This is a genomic window from Pseudomonas hydrolytica, assembly GCF_021495345.1.
Classification (GTDB): Bacteria; Pseudomonadota; Gammaproteobacteria; order Pseudomonadales; family Pseudomonadaceae; genus Aquipseudomonas; species Aquipseudomonas hydrolytica.
Genome location: NZ_CP099397.1, coordinates 72,189 through 92,590 on the forward strand (window position 1 = coordinate 72,189; position 20,402 = coordinate 92,590).

General features: G+C 66.5%; 17 protein-coding genes. All 17 read left to right on the forward strand.

The annotated features are described in order from the left end of the window. Positions 1 to 9 precede the first annotated feature (9 nt). From tssC to L1F06_RS00405, 17 genes are read left to right on the forward strand one after another with little or no spacing between them, the layout of a single operon-like run. Positions 10 to 1,488, forward strand: a complete 1,479-nt coding sequence (gene tssC, locus L1F06_RS00325; protein WP_003242064.1) for a type VI secretion system contractile sheath large subunit — start codon at positions 10 to 12, stop codon at positions 1,486 to 1,488. Between the two features lie 6 nt (positions 1,489 to 1,494). After that, positions 1,495 to 1,920, forward strand: coding sequence for a type VI secretion system baseplate subunit TssE (gene tssE, locus L1F06_RS00330; RefSeq protein WP_003242065.1), 426 nt, complete (start codon positions 1,495 to 1,497; stop codon positions 1,918 to 1,920). Further along, positions 1,910 to 3,355 carry a PAAR domain-containing protein gene (locus L1F06_RS00335; protein ID WP_129483199.1) on the forward strand — a complete coding sequence of 482 codons (1,446 nt, stop codon included), beginning with the start codon at positions 1,910 to 1,912 and terminating at the stop codon, positions 3,353 to 3,355. Before tssE ends, L1F06_RS00335 begins: the two co-directional genes overlap by 11 nt. Further along, on the forward strand, positions 3,348 to 3,734 hold the full coding sequence (locus tag L1F06_RS00340; RefSeq protein WP_129483200.1) for a hypothetical protein: 387 nt from the start codon (positions 3,348 to 3,350) through the stop codon (positions 3,732 to 3,734). The genes L1F06_RS00335 and L1F06_RS00340 overlap by 8 nt, the downstream gene beginning before the upstream one ends. 30 nt (positions 3,735 to 3,764) lie before the next feature. Then, positions 3,765 to 5,555 carry a type VI secretion system baseplate subunit TssF gene (gene tssF, locus L1F06_RS00345; RefSeq protein WP_003242068.1) on the forward strand — a complete coding sequence of 597 codons (1,791 nt, stop codon included), beginning with the start codon at positions 3,765 to 3,767 and terminating at the stop codon, positions 5,553 to 5,555. Further along, on the forward strand, positions 5,519 to 6,526 hold the full coding sequence (gene tssG, locus L1F06_RS00350; protein ID WP_003242069.1) for a type VI secretion system baseplate subunit TssG: 1,008 nt from the start codon (positions 5,519 to 5,521) through the stop codon (positions 6,524 to 6,526). Before tssF ends, tssG begins: the two co-directional genes overlap by 37 nt. Before the next feature lie 11 nt (positions 6,527 to 6,537). After that, positions 6,538 to 9,138, forward strand: coding sequence for a type VI secretion system ATPase TssH (tssH, locus tag L1F06_RS00355; protein WP_129483201.1), 2,601 nt, complete (start codon positions 6,538 to 6,540; stop codon positions 9,136 to 9,138). Positions 9,139 to 9,148: 10 nt separating this feature from the next. Then, positions 9,149 to 10,657, forward strand: a complete 1,509-nt coding sequence (locus L1F06_RS00360) for a sigma-54-dependent Fis family transcriptional regulator (protein WP_129483316.1) — start codon at positions 9,149 to 9,151, stop codon at positions 10,655 to 10,657. Positions 10,658 to 10,668: 11 nt separating this feature from the next. Then, positions 10,669 to 11,058 (forward strand): DUF805 domain-containing protein, encoded by a 390-nt coding sequence (locus L1F06_RS00365; RefSeq protein ID WP_177491191.1) that lies wholly within the window; start codon positions 10,669 to 10,671, stop codon positions 11,056 to 11,058. Positions 11,059 to 11,095: 37 nt separating this feature from the next. Next, positions 11,096 to 11,230: a hypothetical protein gene (locus tag L1F06_RS00370; RefSeq protein WP_011920432.1), complete on the forward strand. Its 135-nt coding sequence runs from the start codon at positions 11,096 to 11,098 to the stop codon at positions 11,228 to 11,230. A 20-nt stretch (positions 11,231 to 11,250) separates the two neighbouring features. Beyond that, positions 11,251 to 12,447 carry a type VI secretion system-associated FHA domain protein TagH gene (gene tagH / locus L1F06_RS00375; RefSeq protein ID WP_011920433.1) on the forward strand — a complete coding sequence of 399 codons (1,197 nt, stop codon included), beginning with the start codon at positions 11,251 to 11,253 and terminating at the stop codon, positions 12,445 to 12,447. Between the two features lie 5 nt (positions 12,448 to 12,452). Further along, the gene (tssJ, locus tag L1F06_RS00380; protein ID WP_003242077.1) at positions 12,453 to 12,935 is read left to right on the forward strand and encodes a type VI secretion system lipoprotein TssJ; all 483 of its coding nucleotides are present in this window, start codon (positions 12,453 to 12,455) and stop codon (positions 12,933 to 12,935) included. Continuing rightward, on the forward strand, positions 12,932 to 14,263 hold the full coding sequence (gene tssK / locus L1F06_RS00385; RefSeq protein ID WP_003242080.1) for a type VI secretion system baseplate subunit TssK: 1,332 nt from the start codon (positions 12,932 to 12,934) through the stop codon (positions 14,261 to 14,263). Before tssJ ends, tssK begins: the two co-directional genes overlap by 4 nt. Before the next feature lie 2 nt (positions 14,264 to 14,265). Then, positions 14,266 to 15,147 carry a type IVB secretion system protein IcmH/DotU gene (gene icmH, locus L1F06_RS00390; protein WP_003242082.1) on the forward strand — a complete coding sequence of 294 codons (882 nt, stop codon included), beginning with the start codon at positions 14,266 to 14,268 and terminating at the stop codon, positions 15,145 to 15,147. After that, positions 15,144 to 18,683, forward strand: coding sequence for a type VI secretion system membrane subunit TssM (gene tssM / locus L1F06_RS00395; protein WP_129483203.1), 3,540 nt, complete (start codon positions 15,144 to 15,146; stop codon positions 18,681 to 18,683). Before icmH ends, tssM begins: the two co-directional genes overlap by 4 nt. Further along, entirely contained in the window at positions 18,683 to 19,411 is a 729-nt protein-coding gene (locus L1F06_RS00400; protein ID WP_129483204.1) for a PP2C family protein-serine/threonine phosphatase, read from the forward strand. Before tssM ends, L1F06_RS00400 begins: the two co-directional genes overlap by 1 nt. Continuing rightward, the gene (locus L1F06_RS00405) at positions 19,408 to 20,379 is read left to right on the forward strand and encodes a serine/threonine-protein kinase (RefSeq protein ID WP_177491194.1); all 972 of its coding nucleotides are present in this window, start codon (positions 19,408 to 19,410) and stop codon (positions 20,377 to 20,379) included. The genes L1F06_RS00400 and L1F06_RS00405 overlap by 4 nt, the downstream gene beginning before the upstream one ends. The last annotated feature ends 23 nt before the right edge of the window (positions 20,380 to 20,402 follow it).

A 20,402-nucleotide genomic window follows, 5' to 3' on the forward strand; every position in this document is an offset into this window, starting at 1 on the left:
CGCATATTCATGAGCACGACTAGCGCAGCCGTAGAAAGCAGCCACAGCGCCGCCGAACTCGGCATTCTCGACCGCATCATCGCCGAGACCAAACTGACCCCCGATGACGAGGCCTACGACATCGCCAAGCGCGGCGTATCGGCCTTCATCGAAGAGCTGCTCAAGCCGCAGAACGAAAACGAGCCGGTGAAGAAGGCCATGGTCGACCGCATGATCGCGGAGATCGACGCCAAGCTCAGCCGGCAGATGGACGAGATCCTCCACCACCCGGACTTCCAGGCCCTGGAATCCTCCTGGCGCGGCCTCAAGCTGCTGGTGGACCGCACCAACTTCCGCGAGAACATCAAGCTGGAGATCCTCAACGCCTCCAAGCAGGACCTGCTCGATGACTTCGAAGACAGCCCGGAAATCGTTCAGTCCGGCCTGTACAAGCACATCTACACCGCCGAGTACGGCCAGTTCGGTGGCCAGCCGGTCGGCGCCCTGATCGCCAACTACTACTTCGACCCGAGCGCTCCGGACGTCAAGACCCTGCAGTACGTCGCCTCGGTGGCCTGCATGTCCCACGCCCCGTTCATCGCCTCGGCCGGCCCGAAATTCTTCGGCCTGGAAACCTTCACCGGCCTGCCGGACCTGAAGGACCTCAAGGACCACTTCGAAGGCCCGCAATTCACCAAGTGGCAGAGCTTCCGCGAGCAGGAAGACGCCCGCTACGTCGGCCTGACCGTACCGCGCTTCCTGCTGCGCAACCCGTACGATCCGGAAGACAACCCGGTGAAGACCTTCGTCTACAAGGAAAACGTGGCCAACAGCCACGAGCACTACCTGTGGGGCAACACCGCCTACGCCTTCGCCAGCCGTCTGACCGACAGCTTCGCCAAGTTCCGCTGGTGCCCGAACATCATCGGCCCGCAGAGCGGTGGCGCGGTGGAAGACCTGCCGCTGCACCACTTCGAGAGCATGGGCGAGATCGAGACCAAGATCCCCACCGAGGTGCTGGTTTCCGACCGTCGCGAGTACGAGCTGGCCGAGGAAGGCTTTATCGCCCTGACCATGCGCAAGGGCAGCGACAACGCCGCGTTCTTCTCCGCCAATTCGGCGCAGAAGCCGAAGTTCTTCGGCATCAGCGAAGAAGGCAAGACCGCCGAGCTGAACTACAAGCTGGGCACCCAGCTGCCGTACATGTTCATCGTCAACCGTCTGGCCCACTACCTGAAAGTGCTGCAGCGCGAGCAGATCGGTGCCTGGAAGGAGCGTACCGACCTCGAGCTGGAACTGAACAAGTGGATCCGCCAGTACGTGGCCGACCAGGAGAACCCCAGCTCCGAAGTGCGTAGCCGTCGTCCGCTGCGCGCCGCCCAGGTCATCGTCAGCGATGTCGAAGGCGAGCCGGGCTGGTACCGCGTCAGCCTGAACGTGCGCCCGCACTTCAAGTACATGGGTGCCGACTTCACCCTGTCGCTGGTCGGCAAGCTGGACAAGGAGTAAGCAGCCATGGCCTACGGCAGCCTGTTCGAGCGCCTCGGTGGCGAGGCCGGCCAACGTGCCGGCTGGAGCCGCGAGGTCGCCGCCATGGCCTCGGTGGCTGCCCATCTGGCCAAGATGCTCAGCACCCGTGCGGGCAGCGTGCAGACGCTGCCCGACTACGGGTTGCCCGATTTGAACGATATGCGCCTGTCGCTGCACGACTCGCTGCAGCAGGCGCGTATCGCCATCGAACGCTTTATCGAAGCGTACGAACCCCGTCTGACCCAGGTGCGCGTGATTTCCCTGCCGCGCACCCATGATCCGCTGCGCCAGGCCTTCGCCATCGACGCGATGCTGGAGATGGATGGCGTCAGGCGTCAGGTCAGTTTCTCCGCGAGCCTGGACGGTAGCGGTCAGGTCAAGGTCAACCCAGGAGCCTCACATGTCCGGTAAACCCGCAGCCCGCCTCGGCGATCCCACCGCCTGCCCGATTCCCGGCCACGGCACCAACCCGATCGCCGCCGGCTCGCCCGACGTGCTGTTCGACAGTCTGCCCGCCGCGCGCATGGGCGACGCCTCCGCCTGCGGCGGCGCCATGGCCGGCGCGGTGATTCCCACCGTGCTGATCAATGGCAAGCCGGCGGCGGTGGTGGGCTCGGTGGGTAGTCATGGCAATACCGTGGTGGCTGGCTCCGGCACCGTGTTGATTGGCGCGAGTGGCGGTGGGGCGGCGTTCAGCCCGGTTGCGCCGCTGTCGCTGGTGGCTGCTGCAGCTAGCGTCATCAATGTTCTGGTGCCTCCGGCTCAAGCGGCCGAAGAGCGCGCGCTGGATTACACCATTGCTTTGCAGCGTGGAGGCAATCGTGTGCTCACGCCTCTGCGGATTCCCGATTACGAGGAAATTGGACAAGGCACAACGAACAATCGAGAGACCATCGATTTCCAGATCCGTAACCGCAAACATCCGGCCGATAGCCTGACCCTGGAGGTATACGATGGCGAGACGCTGCTCCATAGCGAAGCGGATACAGCGGCGCTGCTTCCGACAGGTGAGCACCAGTGGCAGTGGGACGGCTACGACCGATCTGGCGTTCTCGATACTCGTGTTTTGAAAAGCCCCAACCTGCTTGTGCGTCTGACCGTGAAGAAAGGTGCTGAAGAGCAGGTATCGGAGCTGCGGCTGGACAATAGCGCTGCAGCCGCACCGTGGGTCGATGCCCGCGTTGATCGCAACGCTGGCTCCGTCGAGATCACCCTGCGCCCCAGCTTCTCTGATGGTGGTGTATCCGGCAGGAACAACCAATTGACGGCCCGCACATTCGATGAACTGAAGGTATTGGCCAAGGCGGGGGTCGAATACTACTGGTCGCGTGAGGGCAGTCGTGCAGGCGGCATCGACAAGCCGATTCAGACAGCCAAAGGCGCGTTTCAGGTGAAGGTCATCGCTGATGTGCATGCCAAGCCCAGCGCCAAGAATTTCCCGCTCATTGCTTCAATCGGTGATGACTTCGGTCGTTCCACTAGCTTCGCGATGTTCAAAAAGATTTACCACAACTTGGGCATGTGGGCGGCTGCCAACTATCCCGCCAATTTTGCCGATGAGGATTTCGCGCACACCGCTGCGCATGAGGTGGGTCACCTCATCCTCAACGAGTACGGCGATGGTGGCTTGATACCTGCGTACTCGTGGAGCCACAAGTCGACCTCCACGATCCTCACTCAGGCGCCTGTGGACAATCACCCCATTCCAGCGGCAGGGGAGATAGACCTTATGCATTACCACTCCCACAGCCCACGCAACTACCAGGACTATTGGCAGCGTTCCATCGCCTCGGAGAACGACGTCAAGGGCCTGTTGTGGCTTACCCGGGTGAAATTCGATGACTAAGCACGTGCTGTGTCTACTTTCGATTCTGCTTGCTGGCTGCAGCAGCCAGCAGAAAAGCGTCTTTATCGCCAACTTCGAAAATGTGTGTGGCTACACGGTCGAAGTTTCCACCCATGACTACTCCAACGGAAAAGGCTCATTCCCTGCTGGACAGCGGCTGGCCGCTGACGACTCCATCGAGGTGCTGTCCTACATCGTGTTCAACGAAACACTGGAAGACAGCGTACCAGGCACTTATCGCCTGGATATCGCGGCACATGGCAAGTCGGTATCGCTCGACAAGCAGCGCCTGCTTGCTCATCTGAAGCGCTCGCCAATTGAACAAAAAGGCAATGCCATAACGATATGGACGATCAACGACACCTCTCTGTGTCCATAACGGCAACACGCCCAGGGATGAGCAAACAGCATGTCTTTTAACCACTACTACCAAAGCGAACTCACCGCCCTGCGCCAACTGGGCAAGCGCTTTGCCGAGCGCAGCCCGGCATTGGCGCCGTTCCTTGGCCAGGCCGGGCGTGATCCGGATGTCGAGCGCCTGCTCGAAGGCTTCGCCTTCCTCACCGGGCGCCTGCGGCAGAAGCTCGACGACGAGCTGCCGGAGCTGACCCACTCGCTGATGCACCTGCTGTGGCCGAACTATATGCGTCCGCTGCCGGCCTTCAGCATGCTGCAGTTCGACCCGCTGACCCGCCCCGGCCCGGCGTTGCCGGTCAAGCGCGGCACGCCGGTGGAAGCCAAGGCCATCGAAGGCGTCACCTGCCGCTTTCGCACCTGCTACCCCACCGAGGTGCTGCCGCTGGCGCTGAACGGCCTGGACTACTCGGTCAAGGGCGACGGCGCGCTGCTCAGCCTGCGTCTGGGCATGAGCGCCGACGGCCATCTCGGCGAGATCGGCCTGAACAAGCTGCGTCTGCACCTGGCCGGCGAGCGCTATATCGGCCAGATGCTCTACCTGGCGCTGCTGCGCAACCTCGGCGGCATCCAGCTGGTGCTGCTCGATGCGGCCGGCAAGCCCATGCAGGATGCCTTCGGCCAGACTCTCGGCACCCTGCAGCTCAAGCCCGAGCAGGTGCAGCCGGTGGGCTTCGCCGAAGACGAGGCGCTGATCCCCTATCCGCTCAACACCTTCCGCGGCTACCGCTACCTGCAGGAATACTTCGCCTTCCAGGACAAGTTCCTCTTCGTCGACCTGCTCGGCCTGGATGCCATCCATGGCCTGCCCGAGGATCTGCTCAAGCAGGCGCGCGGTCTGGAGCTGCGCTTCGATATCCACAAGGCCGGGGTGCAGCGCATCCGCCCGACCCTGGAAAACGTGCGCCTGTACTGCACGCCGGTGGTCAACCTGTTCCAGCACGACGCCATCCCGATCCGCCTCGACGGCAAGCAGGACCAGTACCTGCTGCTGCCGGCCGAATTCGACGCGCAGCATTGCGGCGTGTTCTCGGTGGACCGCGTCACCGGCTGGAAGCCGGGCGGCATGGGCTACGAGGAGTACGTGCCGTTCGAGTCGTTCGAGCACGACCCCAGCTTCGACGTGCCGGTGGCGCGCCCGCACTACAGCGTGCGTCAGCAGCCGTCGATGCTCGGCGACGGCCTGGAGACCTGGCTCAGCTTCGGCCTGCGCAACCTCGACCAGCACGAGACGCTGTCCATCGAGCTGACCTGCACCAACCAGAATCTGCCGCGTCAGCTGAGCCTGGGCGATATCTGCCTGCCCAGCGAGGACACTCCGGATTTTCTCAGCTTCCGCAACATCAGCGCGGTCACCCCCTGCTATGCGCCGCCGCTGCACCGCGACTTCCTGTGGAAGCTGATTTCCAACATGTCGCTGAACTACCTGTCGCTGGCCAACGTCGAGGCGCTCAAGGTGATCCTCGAGACCTACGACCTGCCGCGCTACTACGACCAGCACGCCGAGCGCGTCAGCAAGCGCCTGCTCGGTGGCCTCAAGAGCATCGGCCACCGCCATGTCGACCGCCTGCACCGCGGCCTGCCGGTGCGCGGCGTGCGCACCGAACTGACCATGAACCCGGACGGCTACCTGGGCGAAGGCGACCTGTTCCTCTTCGCCTCGGTACTCAATGAATTTTTCGCCCTCTACGCCAGCCTCAACAGCTACCACGAGCTGCACGTACAGAGCACACAGGGAGAGTTGTACAAATGGACGCCACGCATGGGGCAGCAGCCCCTGCTCTGAACCGGCTCAGCCGGGGCATCCGCGAGTACAGCCTGTTCCAGGCCGTACAGCTGGTGCTGGAGCGCCTCAAGGTCGCCCATCCGCAACTGGATGACGAGCGCCTCTACGAGTACCTGGAGTTCCAGGCCAACCCGAGCCTGGGTTTCCCCGGCAGCGATATCGATCGCGTGCAGTTCTTCGAGGAGCACGGCGAGCTGCGCGCGCGCATGCGCGTCAACCTGGTCGGCCTGTTCGGCGGCGGCTCGCCGTTGCCGGCCTTCTACAGCGAACAGGCCCTGGGTGACAGCGAGGACGGCAACCCGACCCGCGACTTCCTCGACCTGTTCAACAACCGTCTGCAGCGCCTGTTGCTGCCGATCTGGCAGAAGTACCGCTACCGCGCCAGCTTCCAGAGCGGGGCGATGGACGCCTTCTCCGCGCACCTGTTCGCCCTGATCGGCCTGGGCAGCGAGCAGATCCGCCAGGCCCAGGAGCTGAACTGGAAGCGCCTGCTGCCCTACCTCGGCCTGCTCAGCCTGCGCGCCCATTCGGCGGCGCTGATCGAGTCGGTGCTGCGTTACTACTTCAAGCACGCCGAGCTGTTCATCGAGCAGTGCCTGGAGCGCCAGGTGGTGGTGCTGGAAGAACAGCGCAACCGCCTCGGCCGCGCCAACAGCCTGCTCGGCGAAGACACCGTGCTCGGCGAGCGCGTCCGCGACCGCGGCGGCAAGTTCCGCATCCACGTGCGCCAGCTGGGCTGGACGCGCTTTCACGAGTTCCTGCCGATCGGCACGGGTTACCAGCCGCTCTGCGCGCTGGTGCGCTTCACCCTGCGCGATCCGCTGGACTACGACATCCGCCTGGAGCTGCGTCAGGACGAAATCCGCGACCTGCGCATCGGCGAAGGCAACCCCTGCCTGCTGGGCTGGACCACCTGGCTCGGCCGTGAGAACGCCGACGGTCTGGTCACCCTCGGCAGCAAGATTCATTAAGGACAGATGAAATGATCAACGTCGACCTGCAACAACTGGTTCAAGCTCTGGACGCTGCGAGCAAGCGCGACCTGGAGATGGCCGCCGAACGCTGCGTGGTACGCGGCGGCAACAAGATCCTCGTCGAGGATCTGCTGCTGGGCCTCCTTGAGCGCCCGGAAAGCCTGCTGGCGCGCGCCCTGCAGGATGCCGAGATCGATGCCGGCGAGCTGGCCCAGACGCTGCAGCCGCGCGGCGAGCACAGCGAGTCGCGCAACCCGGTGTTTTCTGCCGAGCTGGTGCAGTGGCTGCAGGACGCCCTGCTGGTGGCCAACCTGGAGCTGGGCGCCAGCCAGATCGACCAGGCCGCGCTGATCCTCGCCCTGCTGCGCAACCCCATGCGCTACGCCGGCAGCCGTTATCAGACGCTGCTGAGCAAGCTCAATGCCGAGCGTCTGCGCGACTTCGCCCTCAGCCAGCAGCCGCAGGCCGCGGGCGGCAAAGCGGCGGCGCCGGGCGAGTCGAACCTGGCGCGCTTTACCCACAACTTCACCCAGCAGGCCCGCGACGGCAAGCTCGACCCGGTGCTGTGCCGCGACGGCGCGATCCGCCAGATGGTCGATATCCTCGCCCGCCGGCGCAAGAACAACCCCATCGTGGTCGGCGAGGCCGGCGTGGGCAAGACCGCCATCGTCGAGGGCCTGGCCCTGCGCATCGCCACCGGCGAGGTGCCGCAGGTGCTCAAGGGCGTCGAGCTGCTGTGCCTGGACCTCGGCCTGCTGCAGGCCGGCGCCAGCGTCAAGGGCGAGTTCGAGCGCCGCCTGCAGGGCGTGATCGACGAGGTCAAGGCCTCGCCCAAGCCGATCATCCTGTTTATCGACGAGGCCCATACCCTGATCGGCGCCGGTGGCCAGGCCGGCAGCGGCGATGCCGCCAACCTGCTCAAGCCGGCGCTGGCCCGTGGCGAGCTGCGTACCATCGCCGCCACCACCTGGAGCGAATACAAGAAATACTTCGAGAAGGACCCGGCCCTGGCCCGCCGCTTCCAGCCGGTGCAGCTGCATGAGCCGACCGTCGACGAGGCGGTGACCATCCTGCGCGGCCTGGCGCCGGTGTACGAGAAGAGCCACGGCATCTACCTGCGCGACGACGCCGTGGTCGCCGCCGCCGAGCTGTCGGCGCGCTACCTGGCTGGTCGCCAGTTGCCGGACAAGGCGGTGGACGTGCTCGACACTGCCTGCGCCCGCGTGCGCATCAGCCTGGCCGCCGCACCCGAGGCGCTGGAGCGCCTGCGCGGCGAGATCGCCGAGGGCGAGCGCCAGGGCGAGGCCATGCGCCGCGACCTGGACGCCGGTCTGAGTATCGACGGCGAAGCGCTGGATGCCCTGGAAACCCGCCTGGTCGCCGCGCGCGCCGAACTGGAGCAGGTGGAAACCCGCTGGGCGATCCAGCGCGACCTGGCCGAGCGCCTGCTCGAGCAGCGCAAGCAGTGCGCCGCGGCGCGTCTTGCTGGCGACGCAGAGGAAACCGACGAGCCACGTGCCAGCCTGGAGGAACTGGAAGCCGAGCTGCGCGCCCTCCAGGCCGAGCTGGCCGCGGCTCAGGCCAGCGAGCGCCTGGTCAGCTTCGAGGTCTGCCCGCGCCTGGTGGCCGAGGTGATCAGCCACTGGACCGGCGTGCCGCTGAGCCAGCTGGCGCGCGAGCACAACACCAAGGTCATCACCTTCGCCGACGACCTGCGCCAGCGCGTGCGCGGCCAGGAGCAGGCGATCCAGGCGCTGGACAAGGCCATGCGCGCCACCGCCGCCGGCCTCAACCGGCCCGATGCGCCAGTGGGCGTGTTCCTCCTGGTCGGCCCCAGCGGCGTCGGCAAGACCGAGACCGCCCTGGCCCTGGCCGACCTGCTGTATGGCGGTGAGCGCTTCCTCACCGTGATCAACATGTCCGAGTTCCAGGAAAAACACACCGTCTCGCGTCTGATCGGCGCGCCGCCCGGCTACGTCGGCTACGGCGAAGGCGGCATGCTCACCGAAGCCGTGCGGCAGAAGCCCTACTCGGTGATCCTCCTCGACGAGGTGGAGAAGGCCGACCCGGACGTGATGAACGTCTTCTACCAGATCTTCGACAAGGGCGTGGCCAACGACGGCGAAGGGCGCGAGATCAACTTCCGCAACACCCTGATCCTGATGACCAGCAACCTGGCCAGCGAACGCATCGCCAGCCTCTGTGCTGGCGGCGAACGCCCGGCCGCCGAGGACCTGGAGCTGGCCATCCGCCCGCAACTGACCCAGCACTTCAAGCCGGCCCTGCTCGGCCGTATGCGCGTGGTGCCCTACTACCCCATGGACGGCGACCTGCTGCGTCAGCTGGTCGGCCTCAAGCTGGCCCGTTTCGGCGAGCGCCTGGCCCGTCGCCAGCTCGCCTTCAGCCACTGCGACGGCCTGGTCGAGCACCTGGCCGAGCGCTGCACCCATGGCGACAGTGGCGCCCGTCTGATCGACCACCTGATCGACCAGCACCTGCAGCCGCTGGTGGTCGACCGCCTGCTCGACGCCATGGCGAGCGGCGAGACCTTGCAGCAGGTACGCGCCACCCTGAACGGTGAAGGAACGGTGGTCTGTGAGTTCGCTTAACCCCTCGCTGATGTTCAGCCAGATCCCCCAGCCGCTGCGCTATGCCGAGGCGCTGTTGCAGCGCTTCGCCCAACTGGCCCGCCATGCCAGCGCCGACGCTCTGCTCGGCGGGCTGGTGGAAGCCGCCGCGCAGCTGTCTGCCAGCGAGCTGAGCCAGCTGTACCTGCTCGACGCCACCCACACCCGCCTGACCCTCAGCGCCGAATGGCAGGACGGCCAACTGCAGCGCCGTGCCGAGGCCAGCCTGCCCAGCGACTATGACGGCGAACAGTTGCTGCAGTACTGCCTGTGCCAGAACCAGCTGCTCAGCCTCACCGAGCTGGATAGCAGCCTGCACAGCATCGGCTTCCTCCCGGAAAGCGGCCAGCCCTGGCGCAGCCTGCTGTGCCAGCCGCTGCTGGACGAACACCGGCAGGTCAACGGCTTGCTCCTCATCGCCAGCCACAAGCCCCGCGAGCTGCAGGGCTTCGCCGGCTCCCTGGGCCAGCTCGGCGGCTTCGCCATTGCCCAGTTGCACCTGCTGCAGCGCCTGCGAGCACCGCAGAGCGAGGCCGCAGCGCAACCCACCCCAAGCTGCGCCAGCGGCTACGGCCTGATCGGCGACAGCCCGGCGATGCGCAGCGTGTACCAGCTGATCGGCAAGGTGCTGCACAACTCGGTCAGCGTTTTGCTGACGGGCGAAACCGGTACCGGCAAGGAGCTGGTGGCACGTGCCATCCATGACTGTGGCTCCCGTCGCAGCAAAGCCTTCGTGGTGCAGAACTGCGCCTCGCTGCCGGAGAACCTGCTGGAGAGTGAGCTGTTCGGCTACCGCAAGGGCGCCTTCAGCGGCGCCGACCGCGACCATCAGGGCCTGTTCGATGCGGCCAATGGCGGCACCCTGTTCCTCGATGAAATCGGCGATATGCCGCTGAGCCTGCAAGCCAAGCTGCTGCGCGTGCTGCAGGAGGGTGAAGTGCGCCCGCTCGGTTCGACCCGCACGCACAAGGTCGATGTGCGCATCGTCTCGGCCACGCACCACAATCTGCGCAGCCTGGTCGAGGACGGACGCTTTCGCGAAGACCTGTTCTATCGCTTGTCGCACTTTCCCATCGAGCTGCCGCCACTGCGCGCCCGCGGTGAGGACATCCTGCGCCTGGCGCGGCACTTCGCCGTCGAGGCCGCGTGCTTCCTGCAGCGCGATGCCTATCGCTGGTCGGAAGCGGCGCTGGAGCACCTGGCCGGCTACGCCTTCCCCGGCAACGTGCGCGAACTCAAGGGCCTGATCGCGCGTGCCGTGCTGCTGTGCGAGGGCGGCGAGCTGCTGCCCGAGCATTTCAGCCTGGAGCAGACGCCGAGCGAAGGCAGCGCACCGCTGAGCCTGCGCGAGCGCATGGACCGGGTCGAACGCAATCTGCTGCTCGACTGCCTGCGCAAGAACCGCGGCAACCAGACCAATGCCGCCAACGAGCTGGGCCTGCCCCGGCGCACCCTGCTGTACCGCATGCAACGGCTGAAGATCAGCCCGAGCGAAGTGTGATGGGAGAGGCCATGAAGAATTTACTGGGCTGTGTAGCGTCATTCGTGCTGGAGCCCATGATCTCCAGCGGACGAATTGGGCGAATCAAGTATCTGCTGCTCCATGTGTGGAGCGCCTGGCCACTTTTCCTGGTTATGGCCTTGAGCAACAAAAACTCTCCGTTGTGGATGCAGTACGTGCTCTCGGTTCTCGTCGTTTTCGGTCTGATCTATTGGTGGATCGCCACGCTGACTGCCGGTGTTCGTCGCCTACATGACCTGGGCCGGAGCGGCTACTGGGTACTGCTGATCAGTCTGATTTGGCCGCTGCTGCTGATCTGGCCTGGGCAACGCCAGGCCAATCGCTACGGTCCTCCTGTGTTGAAACGTTCCGCTGCCACGCAGATAGCCGGAGCGGCCTGACATGTTCACTTTCACCTCTCTTCAAGGAGCGCATTCCATGCTGCATCGCTACCGGACCGCCGCCCTGCTGGCCCTGGCCCTCGTCCTGGCCGGCTGCACTGGCAACTACAAGTTCAGCGACGACCAATACCGCCCGCTGGGCGATCCGCAAGCCGAGAAGCGCGGCCACTGACCGCGAGGAGCACAGTCACCATGGAACTGGTATTCGAGATGGTCAGCGCACAGCAGTTCGTGCCGGGTCTGCTGACCACCAAGACCTTCAAACAGGCCGGCGGCGTGATCGGTCGCGCCGAGGATTGCGACTGGGTGATTCCCGATCGCAAGCGCATCCTCTCCAGCCGTCACGCCGAGGTCAGCTATCGCGATGGCGCCTTCTACCTGACCGACACCAGCAGCAACGGCATCGCCCTCAAGGACAGCGGCGCCAGCCTGGCCAAGGGCCGCCCGCAGCGTATCGAGCACGGCAGCGTGTACTGCCTGGGCGACTTCGAGATTCGCGCGCGGCTGATCCAGGATCCGGCCATGTTCGAGGGTGATATCGGCCTGCCGCAGGCAGCCGGCAGCATCATCCCCGACGACGCCTTCCTCGACCTCGATCCGCTCACCGCGCTGGAGCAGCAGGAGCGCGTCTACGCCGAGGTGGACGATCTGACCGCCGTGCTGCGCCCCAGCACCGCCCAGGCGCAGCAGCGTGACTACGCGCAGATCGACGAGGAAAACCTGTTGGTACCCGAGCTGGTGATGCCGACGCCGCCAGCGCAGCCGAAACCCGCGCCGGAGCCTGAGCGCCTGCCGCCGAGCTTCTGGGAAAAGTTCGCCGATGCCCTTGGCGTGCGCCTCGACGATCTCGACGACGATGCCCGCGAAGCCCTGGCGCTCAACGCCGCCAAGCTGCTCAGGCAGAGCGTCGGCAGCCTGCAGCAGGCCCTGCGCACGCGCGGCGAGCTGAAGAACGAGCTGCGTCTGGCCCTGACCACCGTGCAGGGCGCCGGCAACAACCCGCTCAAGCACGGCCTGGATAGCGGGGAGACGCTGACCGCCCTGCTGCGCGGCGGTAAACCCGGTCAGCTGCCTGCCGAGCAGGCCATCAGCCGCGGCTTTCGCGACCTGCAGGCGCACCAGGTGGCGTTGCTCGCCGCCAGCCGCGCGGCGGTCAAGGGCATGTTCGAGCAGTTCGCCCCGGAGCAGCTGGCCATGCGCTTCGAACGCAACGGCCGCAAGCCGCTGCTCGCCACCGCCGGCAGCCGCTGGCGCGCCTACCGCCGCCTGCATGCGGATCTGGCGCAGAACGACGACTGGAGCGACCGCCTGTTCACCCGCGATTTCGCCAGTGCCTACGAAGAGCAGGTTCGCCTGATCGCCACCCTCAATACCGACCTTCAAGGATGATGCCCATGCCTCGCCTGCTTTCCCTCGCCTTCATCGCCGCGCTGCTGAGCCTGGCCGGCTGCGCCGCGCTGTCGCCCTATTCGAGCATGACCAAGCTGGACCTCAGCCTGGCCGGCAGCGACCAGCTCAACCCGGACCTGCACGGCCGCCCCTCGCCCATCGTGCTGCGCCTGATGGAGCTCAAGCACCCGGTGGCCTTCGAGAATGCCGATTTCTTCTCCCTCTACCAGCGTCCCAAGGAGGCCCTGGCGCCCGACCTGGTGACCCTCGAGGAACTGGAGCTGCGCCCGGGCGAGACCCGCGAGCTGAAACTCTCGGTGGGTGAAGGCAGCCGCTACGTCGGCGTGCTCGCCGCCTACCGCGACCTGCCGGAAGCCAACTGGCGCTACGTCATCGCCATCGACGAGCAGCAGCGCAACCAGGCGCGCCTGCGCCTCGACGAGCGCGGCATCCGCAACCTCGATGCCGAGCAGGAGCGCAGCCGATGAGCCAGCATAAAGTCATCTGGCAGGAAGGCATGCTGCTGCGCCCGCAGCACTTCCAGCAGAACGATCGCTACTTCGAGCACCAGCTCAAGGTGCGCACGCAGAAACTGGACAGCTACGCCTGGGGCTTCTTCGAACTGGAGATCGACCGCCAGTTCCTCAACATGGGCAAGCTGGTGGTGAGCAAGGCCAGCGGCGTGCTGCCCGACGGCAGCCTCTTCGACCTCGGCGCCGAACGCGAGCCGCTGGGCCTGGACGTGCCGCCGAACACCGGCAACACCCCGGTGTACCTGGCGCTGCCGCTGGTCACCGGCAACCATATCGAGAGCCGCCGCCCGGAGCAGAAGGATGTGCTGGCACGCTACGTCGCCTTCGACGAGGAAGTCGCCGACTGCAACGCCGGCGACAGCAGCCACAGTCAGGTCAGCACCGGCCGCCCGGATTTCCGCCTGCTGCTCGGCGAGCAGCAGAGCGACCAGGCCTATGTGAAGCTCAAGCTGTGCGAGGTGCTCGACACCACGCCGGACGGGGTGATCAGCCTCGACCCGGAATTCAGCCCGACCTACGTCAACTTCCAGGCTTCCGGCTACCTGCTGAGCTGCCTCAAGGAAGTGATCAGCATGCTCGCCCACCGCGGTGACATCCTCGCCGAGCGCATCCGCGCCACCGGCAAGGTGGGCGGTGCCGAGGTCGGCGACTTCATGATGCTGCAGCTGATCAACCGCTACGAACCGATCCTGCGTCACCACCTGGGCGTCGAGCAGGTGCATCCGGAGCAGATCTACCGCGAGCTGGTCGGCCTGCTCGGCGAGCTGGCGACCTTCTCCAGCGAGACCAAGCGCCCACGCCTGGAAGGCCGCTACCTGCACAGCGACCAGGGCATGAGCTTCCGCAAGCTGATGGACGCCATTCGCCAAGTGCTGTCGATGGTGCTCGAACAGCACGCCATCGAGATGCTCCTGCAGCAGCGCCAGTACGGCATTCAGGTGTCGCCGCTGCACGACCACAAGCTGCTCGGCACCTCCAGCTTCGTGCTCGCCGCCAGCGCCCAGTGCGATTCCGAGGAGCTGCGCCAGCGTCTGCCGGCACACCTCAAGGTCGGCCCGGTGGAGCGCATCCGCCAGCTGGTCAACCTGCACCTGCCGGGGATCAAGGTCAAACCGCTGCCGGTGGCACCGCGGCAGATCCCCTTCCATTCGGGCAAGACCTACTTCGCCTTGGAGCTCAGCTCCGAGGAACTGGCGCAGCTGGAACGCTCCGGCGGCTTCGCCTTCCACGTGTCCGGCGAGTTCTCCGGGCTTGAGCTGAAATTCTGGGCGATCAGGAACTGACGATGACCATCAAGGAAATGGAATACGGCCAGGATGACAAGACGGTCATCCTCAACCGCAAGGGCGAAGCCCGCGCCGAAAGCCCGCTGACCGATTTCAGCGCGCCGCCGAAATTCGAGCAGTTGGAAGAACGCATGATCTTCGCCGCGCGCCTGCGCCCGGCAGAGAGCTTCAACATCAGCCTCAACCCGCTGGTGGCGGCGGCCTCCGCGCTGCTCTCTGAGGTGGTGCGGCTCAAGCACAGCTTCGAAAGCGAGGACCTGGACGCCCTCAACCAGCGCCTGACTCGCGAGATCAAGCTGTTCGAACACCGCGCCCTGCACGACGGCGCGGAAAGCAGCCAGGTGATGGCCGCGCGCTACGTGCTGTGCACCGTGGTCGACGAGGCCGTGGTGACCACGCCCTGGGGCAACGAGAGCCAATGGTCGCAGATGAGCCTGCTGTCCTCCTTCCACAACGAGACCTTCGGTGGCGAGAAGTTCTTCCAGCTGCTCGAGCGCCTGTCGCGCAACCCGGTCAAGCACCTGCCGATGCTGGAGCTGATGTACCTGTGCCTGTCGCTCGGTTTCGAGGGCAAGTACCGCGTGCTGCCGCGCGGCATGCTCGAGCTGGAAGCGGTGCGCGACAGCCTCTACCGGCAGATCCGTCAGCTACGCGGCGACGTGCCGCGCGAAGTTTCGCCGCACTGGCAGGGCCTCAAGGACACCCGCCGGCGCCTGGTGCGCATCGTGCCGTGGTGGCTGGTGGCGCTGTTCACCCTGATGTGCCTGGTGATGATGTACGCCGGTTTCGCCTGGGTGCTCGGCGAGCAGCGCGACACCGTCCTCAAGCCGTATCAGCAACTCGACCCGGCCTCGGGTGTCAGCATGGATGACGTGAAATGAAGAGCTTCTTCGCCAAACTTGGCGCCTTTTTCCGCAAGACCTGGGTCTGGAGCCTGCTGCTGGTGCTGGTCCTCGCCCTGCTGGTGTGGTTCGTCGGCCCGCTGCTGGCGGTCGACGACTACAAGTTCTGGGAGTCGGCCACCAGCCGCCTGCTGACCATCAGCCTGCTGTTCCTGCTTTGGGGCCTGGCCATGGTGTTCGCCAGCTGGCGCGCCACCGCACGCAAGAAGGCCGAGGAGAACGACGCCGAGGCGCAGGAGCGCCTGCGTCGTGAGGAGCAGATCGGCGAGGAGCAGAATGAGCTGCGCCACCGCTTCAAGGACGCCCTGCGCACCCTCAAGCGCTCCAGCCTGTACCGCGGGCGCAGCGAGAAGTGGCGCAACGATCTGCCCTGGTACCTGCTGCTCGGCCCGCAGGGCAGCGGCAAGACCAGCCTGCTGGACTTCTCCGGCCTGGACTTCCCGCTCAACCGCGGCGACAACCAGCGCCTGACCAAGGACGTCTCCGGCACCCGTTATGCCGACTGGTACTTCGCCGATCACGCCGTGCTGATCGACACCGCCGGGCGCTACCTGACCCAGCCAGACGCGCAGGTCGACGGCCGCGCCTGGGGCACCCTGCTCGGCCTGCTGCGTCAGCGCCGCGCGCGCCCGCTCAACGGCGTGCTGGTGAGCATTCCGGTCGAGCAGCTGCAGGGCGGCAGCGAGGTGGAGCTGGAAACCCTGGCCCGCCAGACCCGCCAGCGCCTGCACGAGATCCATCAGCGCCTGGGCGCCGACGTGCCGGTCTACCTGGTGCTGAGCAAGGCCGACAAGGTGCTGGGCTTCGACGAGTTCTTCGACCAGCTGTCGCGCGAGGAGAGCGAGCAGGTGCTCGGCGCCAGCTTCCGCAAGGAGCAGAACGCCAGCGACGTGGCCGTGGTGCGCCAGGAGTTCGAAGAGCTGCTGCGCCGCCTCAACAGCCAGGTGATCCTGCGCATGCACCAGGAGCGCGACACCCAGCGCCGTGGCCGCATCCTCGACTTCCCGCACCAGCTCGGTCAGATCGGAGAGCGCCTGTGCCTATTCATCGAGCTGGCCTTCGCCGGTAACCGCTACCAGCGCGCCAGCAAGCTGCGCGGCTTCTACCTGACCAGCGCGCCGCAGCTCAACGAACAGCTCGACCCGCTCACCGCCGGTATCGGCCGCAACCTCGGCCTGGCCGGCAGCGCGCTGCCGACCTTCCGCACGGGCCGTGCACGTTTCATCAACCACCTGCTCAGCCGGGTGATCTTCCCCGAGGCCGACCTGGCCGGGCTCGATCAGAAGGAAGTGCGCCGCATCGACTGGGGCCAGCGCGCCATGTATGCCACCGCCTTCGCCGTGCTGGCGCTGTTCGGCGTGCTCTGGGCCAGCGGCTTCTCGGCCAACCACGGGCGCCTGGAACAGCTGCGCGAGATCGCCCAGAAGCTCACCCGCGAGCACCAGGCGATCAACCCGCAGGACGACGCCCTGCAGACCCTCAAGGCGCTGGACAGCAGCTACGCCGCCACCCTGGTGTTCCCGCCCAAGGGCGAGGTGTCCTACCTGCAGCGTACCGGCCTGTTCCAGGGTGAGGCGGTCAATCCGGCTGTTTATTCGACCTACCGCGCCGAGCTGGAAACCCTGCTGCTGCCACGTGTGGCGCGGCAGCTGGAGGCGCAGATCCGCGCCAACCTCGGCGACCGCGAGCGCCTGCTCGGCAGCCTGCGCGCCTACCTGATGCTCAACCTGGAAGAGCGCCGCGACGCCGCCTTCCTCAAGGAGTGGGTGGCCGCCGACTGGTCGCTGCGCTATGCCGGCAACAGCCCGGCGCAACATGGCCTCAACACCCATTTCGCCCGTCTGCTCGACGAGTCCTTCGCGCCCTATGCGCTCAACGCCCAGCTGGTCGCCCAGGCGCGCCAGGTGCTGCGCAGCGAGTCGCTGGCCAACGTGGTCTATCGCATGCTGCGTGAACAGGCGCGCAGCCTGCCGGACTACCGCCTGAGCCAGAAGCTCGGGCCGCAGGCCGGGCTGATCAATGGCAGCGACTACGCCATCCCCGGCTTCTACACCCAGGCCGGCTACAGCAAGACCTTCACCGCCCAGGGCGGCAACCTGGTGCGCGAGATCCTGCGCGACAACTGGGTGCTGGGCGAGGGCGAGAGCCTCAGCGCCGGCGACCTCGGCCGCCTGATGGTAGAGCTGGAGCAGCTGTACTTCCGCGATTACGGCAACTACTGGGGCGAGGCCATTGCCCAGCTCAGCCTGGAGCCGATCGGCAGTGCCGGCCGTGGTGCTGCCCTGCTCGGCGGCCTGACCGCGGCCAACTCGCCGCTGCTGCAACTGCTGGTGGAAGTGCGCGACAACACCCGCTTCAAGGGCCTGGCCGAGGCCGCCGATGACGCCGGTGCCGCCGCCGAAGCGCTGGAGGGCGCCAAGGGCAAGCTGGGCAAGGCCGCCAAGCTGGCCAGCGCCGCTGCCGAACAGGCGCAGCAGGCCCTGGCCAAGAACACCCCGGACACCGCGCGCAAGACCCTGGAGCGCCGCTTCGAGGTGCTGCACAAGCTGCTCGACGACAACGGCGGTGCCGGCGTCGAACTGGCCGCCAGCCTGCAGGCATTGGACGAACTGCAGCGCCAGCTGGCCAGCCTGGCCAATGCCGGTGCCAGCGACCAGGCCGCGTTCGAGATGGCCAAGGCGCGCATGGCCGGCAAGCGCGATGCGATCAACCAGGTGCGCAGCGCCGCCGCGCGCCTGCCACAGCCGGTGGGCAACTGGCTGGCGCTGCTCGCCGAGGACAGCTGGACGCTGGTGCTCAATGATGCCTACCACTTCCTCAACCAGCGCTATCAGAGCGAGCTGTACGCCGCCTACGACAACTCGCTGAAGCAGCGTTATCCGTTCAGCGCGCACAGCGAGAGCGACGTGGCAGTGGCGGATTTCCGCGAGTTCTTCAAGGCCCAGGGCATTGCCGAGCGCTTCTTCGACCAGTACCTGCGCCCCTTCGTCAGCGGCAGCTCCGACGAGTATCGCCTGCGCCGCGTCGATGACCGCGGCCTGCCGCTGTCGCGCGAGTTCCTCCTGCAGATGAGCCGCGCCCAGGTGATCCGCCGCAGCTTCTTCGCCGAGAACCCGGCCGAGCCGCAGGTGCTGTTCAAGCTCGAGCCCTACTCGCTGGACTCCAGCCTGAGCCGCGCCGACTTCCGCTTCGGCAAGCAACAGCTGGAATACCGCCACGGCCCGATCGTCGCCACCGCCTTCCGCTGGCCGGCGGCGAGCGAGGAAGACCGCACCAGCCTGGTGGTCGAGGAACTCGGCGGTCGCCGCGTCGGCATCGAGAAGAACACCGGCCCCTGGTCGCTGTTCCGCCTGCTCGACCTGATGGACGTGGACTACCACAGCGGTCGTGACGTGCTGATCCTCAAGGCCAACCTGGGCGGCCTGCACGCCAACTACCTGCTGCACAGCCAGCGTTCGCCGAACCCGTTCGACATCGGCCTGCTGCGCAGCTTCAAGCTGCCGGCGACGCTCTGATGCCGGCAGTTGCCAACGCCTGGCGCAGCGCGGCGCGCACCGACACCGGCAAGGTGCGCGCGCGCAACGAGGACGCCTTCCTGGCCCTGCCCGAGCAGGGCCTGTGGGTGGTGGCCGACGGCATGGGTGGGCACCAGAACGGCGCCCTGGCCAGCCGCCTGATCGTCGAGCAACTGGCCGAGCTGGCGCAGGGTAGCCTGGAGCAGCGTCTGGTGGCGCTGCGTCAGGCGCTGCACCGGCTCAATCATCGCCTCGGTCAGGAGCTGACGGTAACCGCCGACCGCCCGGACACGGTGATCGGCAGCACCGTGGTCGCCCTGCTGCTCGACGGCGACCGCGCCGCCTGCGTCTGGGCCGGCGACAGCCGCTGCTACCTGTGGCGCGGTGCGCGTCTGTATCAGCTCAGCCGCGACCATTCGCTGGTGCAGCAACTGATCGACGAACAGGGCCTGACGCCGCAGGAGGCCGCGCGTCACCCGGCGGCGCATGCCCTGACCCGCGCCATCGGCGCCAGCGAAACCCTGCAGCTGGACATCCTCGAACTCGACGTGCTGCCCGGCGACGTCTTCCTGTTGTGCAGCGACGGCCTCTACCAGGGCGTTTCCGCCGACGAGCTGGGCGCCTGCCTCAACCTGCCTTCGCCGCACCTGGCCGTGGAGCGCCTGTTCCAGCGCGTGCTCGACGGCCCGGCCCGTGACAACCTCAGTGCCGTGGTGATCCGCCAATGATCGAAGCCGCCGAAGCCAGCGACCTCACCTACTTCGCCCTGGCCGCCACCGCCGCCAGGGAGCCTGTGCGCGAAACGCCGCGCCAGGCTCCCGGCGAGCTGCCGGAAGTGCTCGGCGGCCGCTACCGGATCGAGCGTCTGCTCGGCGTCGGCGGCATGGGCGCGGTGTATCGCGCGCGCGATCTGCTGCGCGAACAGTTCGGTGACCCCGAGCCCTATGTCGCGCTGAAGACCCTGAGCGACGACTTCGCCGAATACCCGGACGCCAACGCCCTGCTCTACAGCGAGTTCGCCCTCACCGCACGGCTCAGCCACCCCAACGTGGTGCGTCTGTTCGGTTTCGAGGTGGACATTCCCAGCCAGCGCGCCTTCATCACCCTGGAACTGCTGCGCGGCCTGACCCTCGATCAGCTGCTCTGTGAACGCCCCGAGGGCCTGCCCTGGGAGGAGCTGCGCGGCATCGCCATCCCGCTGCTCGAAGCCCTGTGCTATTCGCACCAGCTGGGCGTGCTGCATGGCGATCTCAAGCCCAGCAATGTGATGCTGGCCGAAGACGGCCTGCGCCTGTTCGACTATGGTCTCGGCCAGCCGGTGGAGGGCCTGCTGCCCGGTCTGCCGCGCCTGTGCCGCAGCCGCATCGCCGCCTGGACACCGCGCTACGCCGCGCTGGAGTTGCTCGAAGGCGCGCCGCTGTCGGCGGCTGCCGATGTCTATGCGCTGGCCTGCGTGCTGGTCGAGCTGGCCAGCGGGCAACACCCGTTCCGCCGCCTCAGCGCCAAGCAGGCCAAGAGCATGGAGCTGGACAGGCAGCTGCAACGCCCGGCGCAGGTGCCGCTGCACTGCTGGCAGGCCCTGCGCACCGCGCTGGCCTTCGACGAAAGCCAGCGGCAGATCGACTGCAGCGAGCTGCTCGACGCGTTTCGCCGGCCACCGGCTTCGCGTCTGCGCCGCTGGCTGGGCAAGGCATAAGGACTTAATCGAAAGGATACGCA

What these genes read in the sequence shown, in the direction of transcription:
- L1F06_RS00335 (WP_129483199.1), top strand. Translation starts at nt 1,910, where the DNA reads ATGTCCGGTAAACCCGCAGCCCGCCTCGGCGATCCCACCGCCTGCCCG.
- L1F06_RS00365 (WP_177491191.1), top strand. Translation starts at nt 10,669, where the DNA reads ATGAAGAATTTACTGGGCTGTGTAGCGTCATTCGTGCTGGAGCCCATG.
- L1F06_RS00360 (WP_129483316.1), top strand. Translation starts at nt 9,149, where the DNA reads ATGTTCAGCCAGATCCCCCAGCCGCTGCGCTATGCCGAGGCGCTGTTG.
- tssJ (WP_003242077.1), top strand. Translation starts at nt 12,453, where the DNA reads ATGCCTCGCCTGCTTTCCCTCGCCTTCATCGCCGCGCTGCTGAGCCTG.
- tssK (WP_003242080.1), top strand. Translation starts at nt 12,932, where the DNA reads ATGAGCCAGCATAAAGTCATCTGGCAGGAAGGCATGCTGCTGCGCCCG.
- L1F06_RS00370 (WP_011920432.1), top strand. Translation starts at nt 11,096, where the DNA reads ATGCTGCATCGCTACCGGACCGCCGCCCTGCTGGCCCTGGCCCTCGTC.
- tssH (WP_129483201.1), top strand. Translation starts at nt 6,538, where the DNA reads ATGATCAACGTCGACCTGCAACAACTGGTTCAAGCTCTGGACGCTGCG.
- tssG (WP_003242069.1), top strand. Translation starts at nt 5,519, where the DNA reads ATGGACGCCACGCATGGGGCAGCAGCCCCTGCTCTGAACCGGCTCAGC.
- tagH (WP_011920433.1), top strand. Translation starts at nt 11,251, where the DNA reads ATGGAACTGGTATTCGAGATGGTCAGCGCACAGCAGTTCGTGCCGGGT.
- icmH (WP_003242082.1), top strand. Translation starts at nt 14,266, where the DNA reads ATGACCATCAAGGAAATGGAATACGGCCAGGATGACAAGACGGTCATC.
- tssM (WP_129483203.1), top strand. Translation starts at nt 15,144, where the DNA reads ATGAAGAGCTTCTTCGCCAAACTTGGCGCCTTTTTCCGCAAGACCTGG.
- L1F06_RS00340 (WP_129483200.1), top strand. Translation starts at nt 3,348, where the DNA reads ATGACTAAGCACGTGCTGTGTCTACTTTCGATTCTGCTTGCTGGCTGC.
- L1F06_RS00400 (WP_129483204.1), top strand. Translation starts at nt 18,683, where the DNA reads ATGCCGGCAGTTGCCAACGCCTGGCGCAGCGCGGCGCGCACCGACACC.
- L1F06_RS00405 (WP_177491194.1), top strand. Translation starts at nt 19,408, where the DNA reads ATGATCGAAGCCGCCGAAGCCAGCGACCTCACCTACTTCGCCCTGGCC.
- tssE (WP_003242065.1), top strand. Translation starts at nt 1,495, where the DNA reads ATGGCCTACGGCAGCCTGTTCGAGCGCCTCGGTGGCGAGGCCGGCCAA.
- tssF (WP_003242068.1), top strand. Translation starts at nt 3,765, where the DNA reads ATGTCTTTTAACCACTACTACCAAAGCGAACTCACCGCCCTGCGCCAA.
- tssC (WP_003242064.1), top strand. Translation starts at nt 10, where the DNA reads ATGAGCACGACTAGCGCAGCCGTAGAAAGCAGCCACAGCGCCGCCGAA.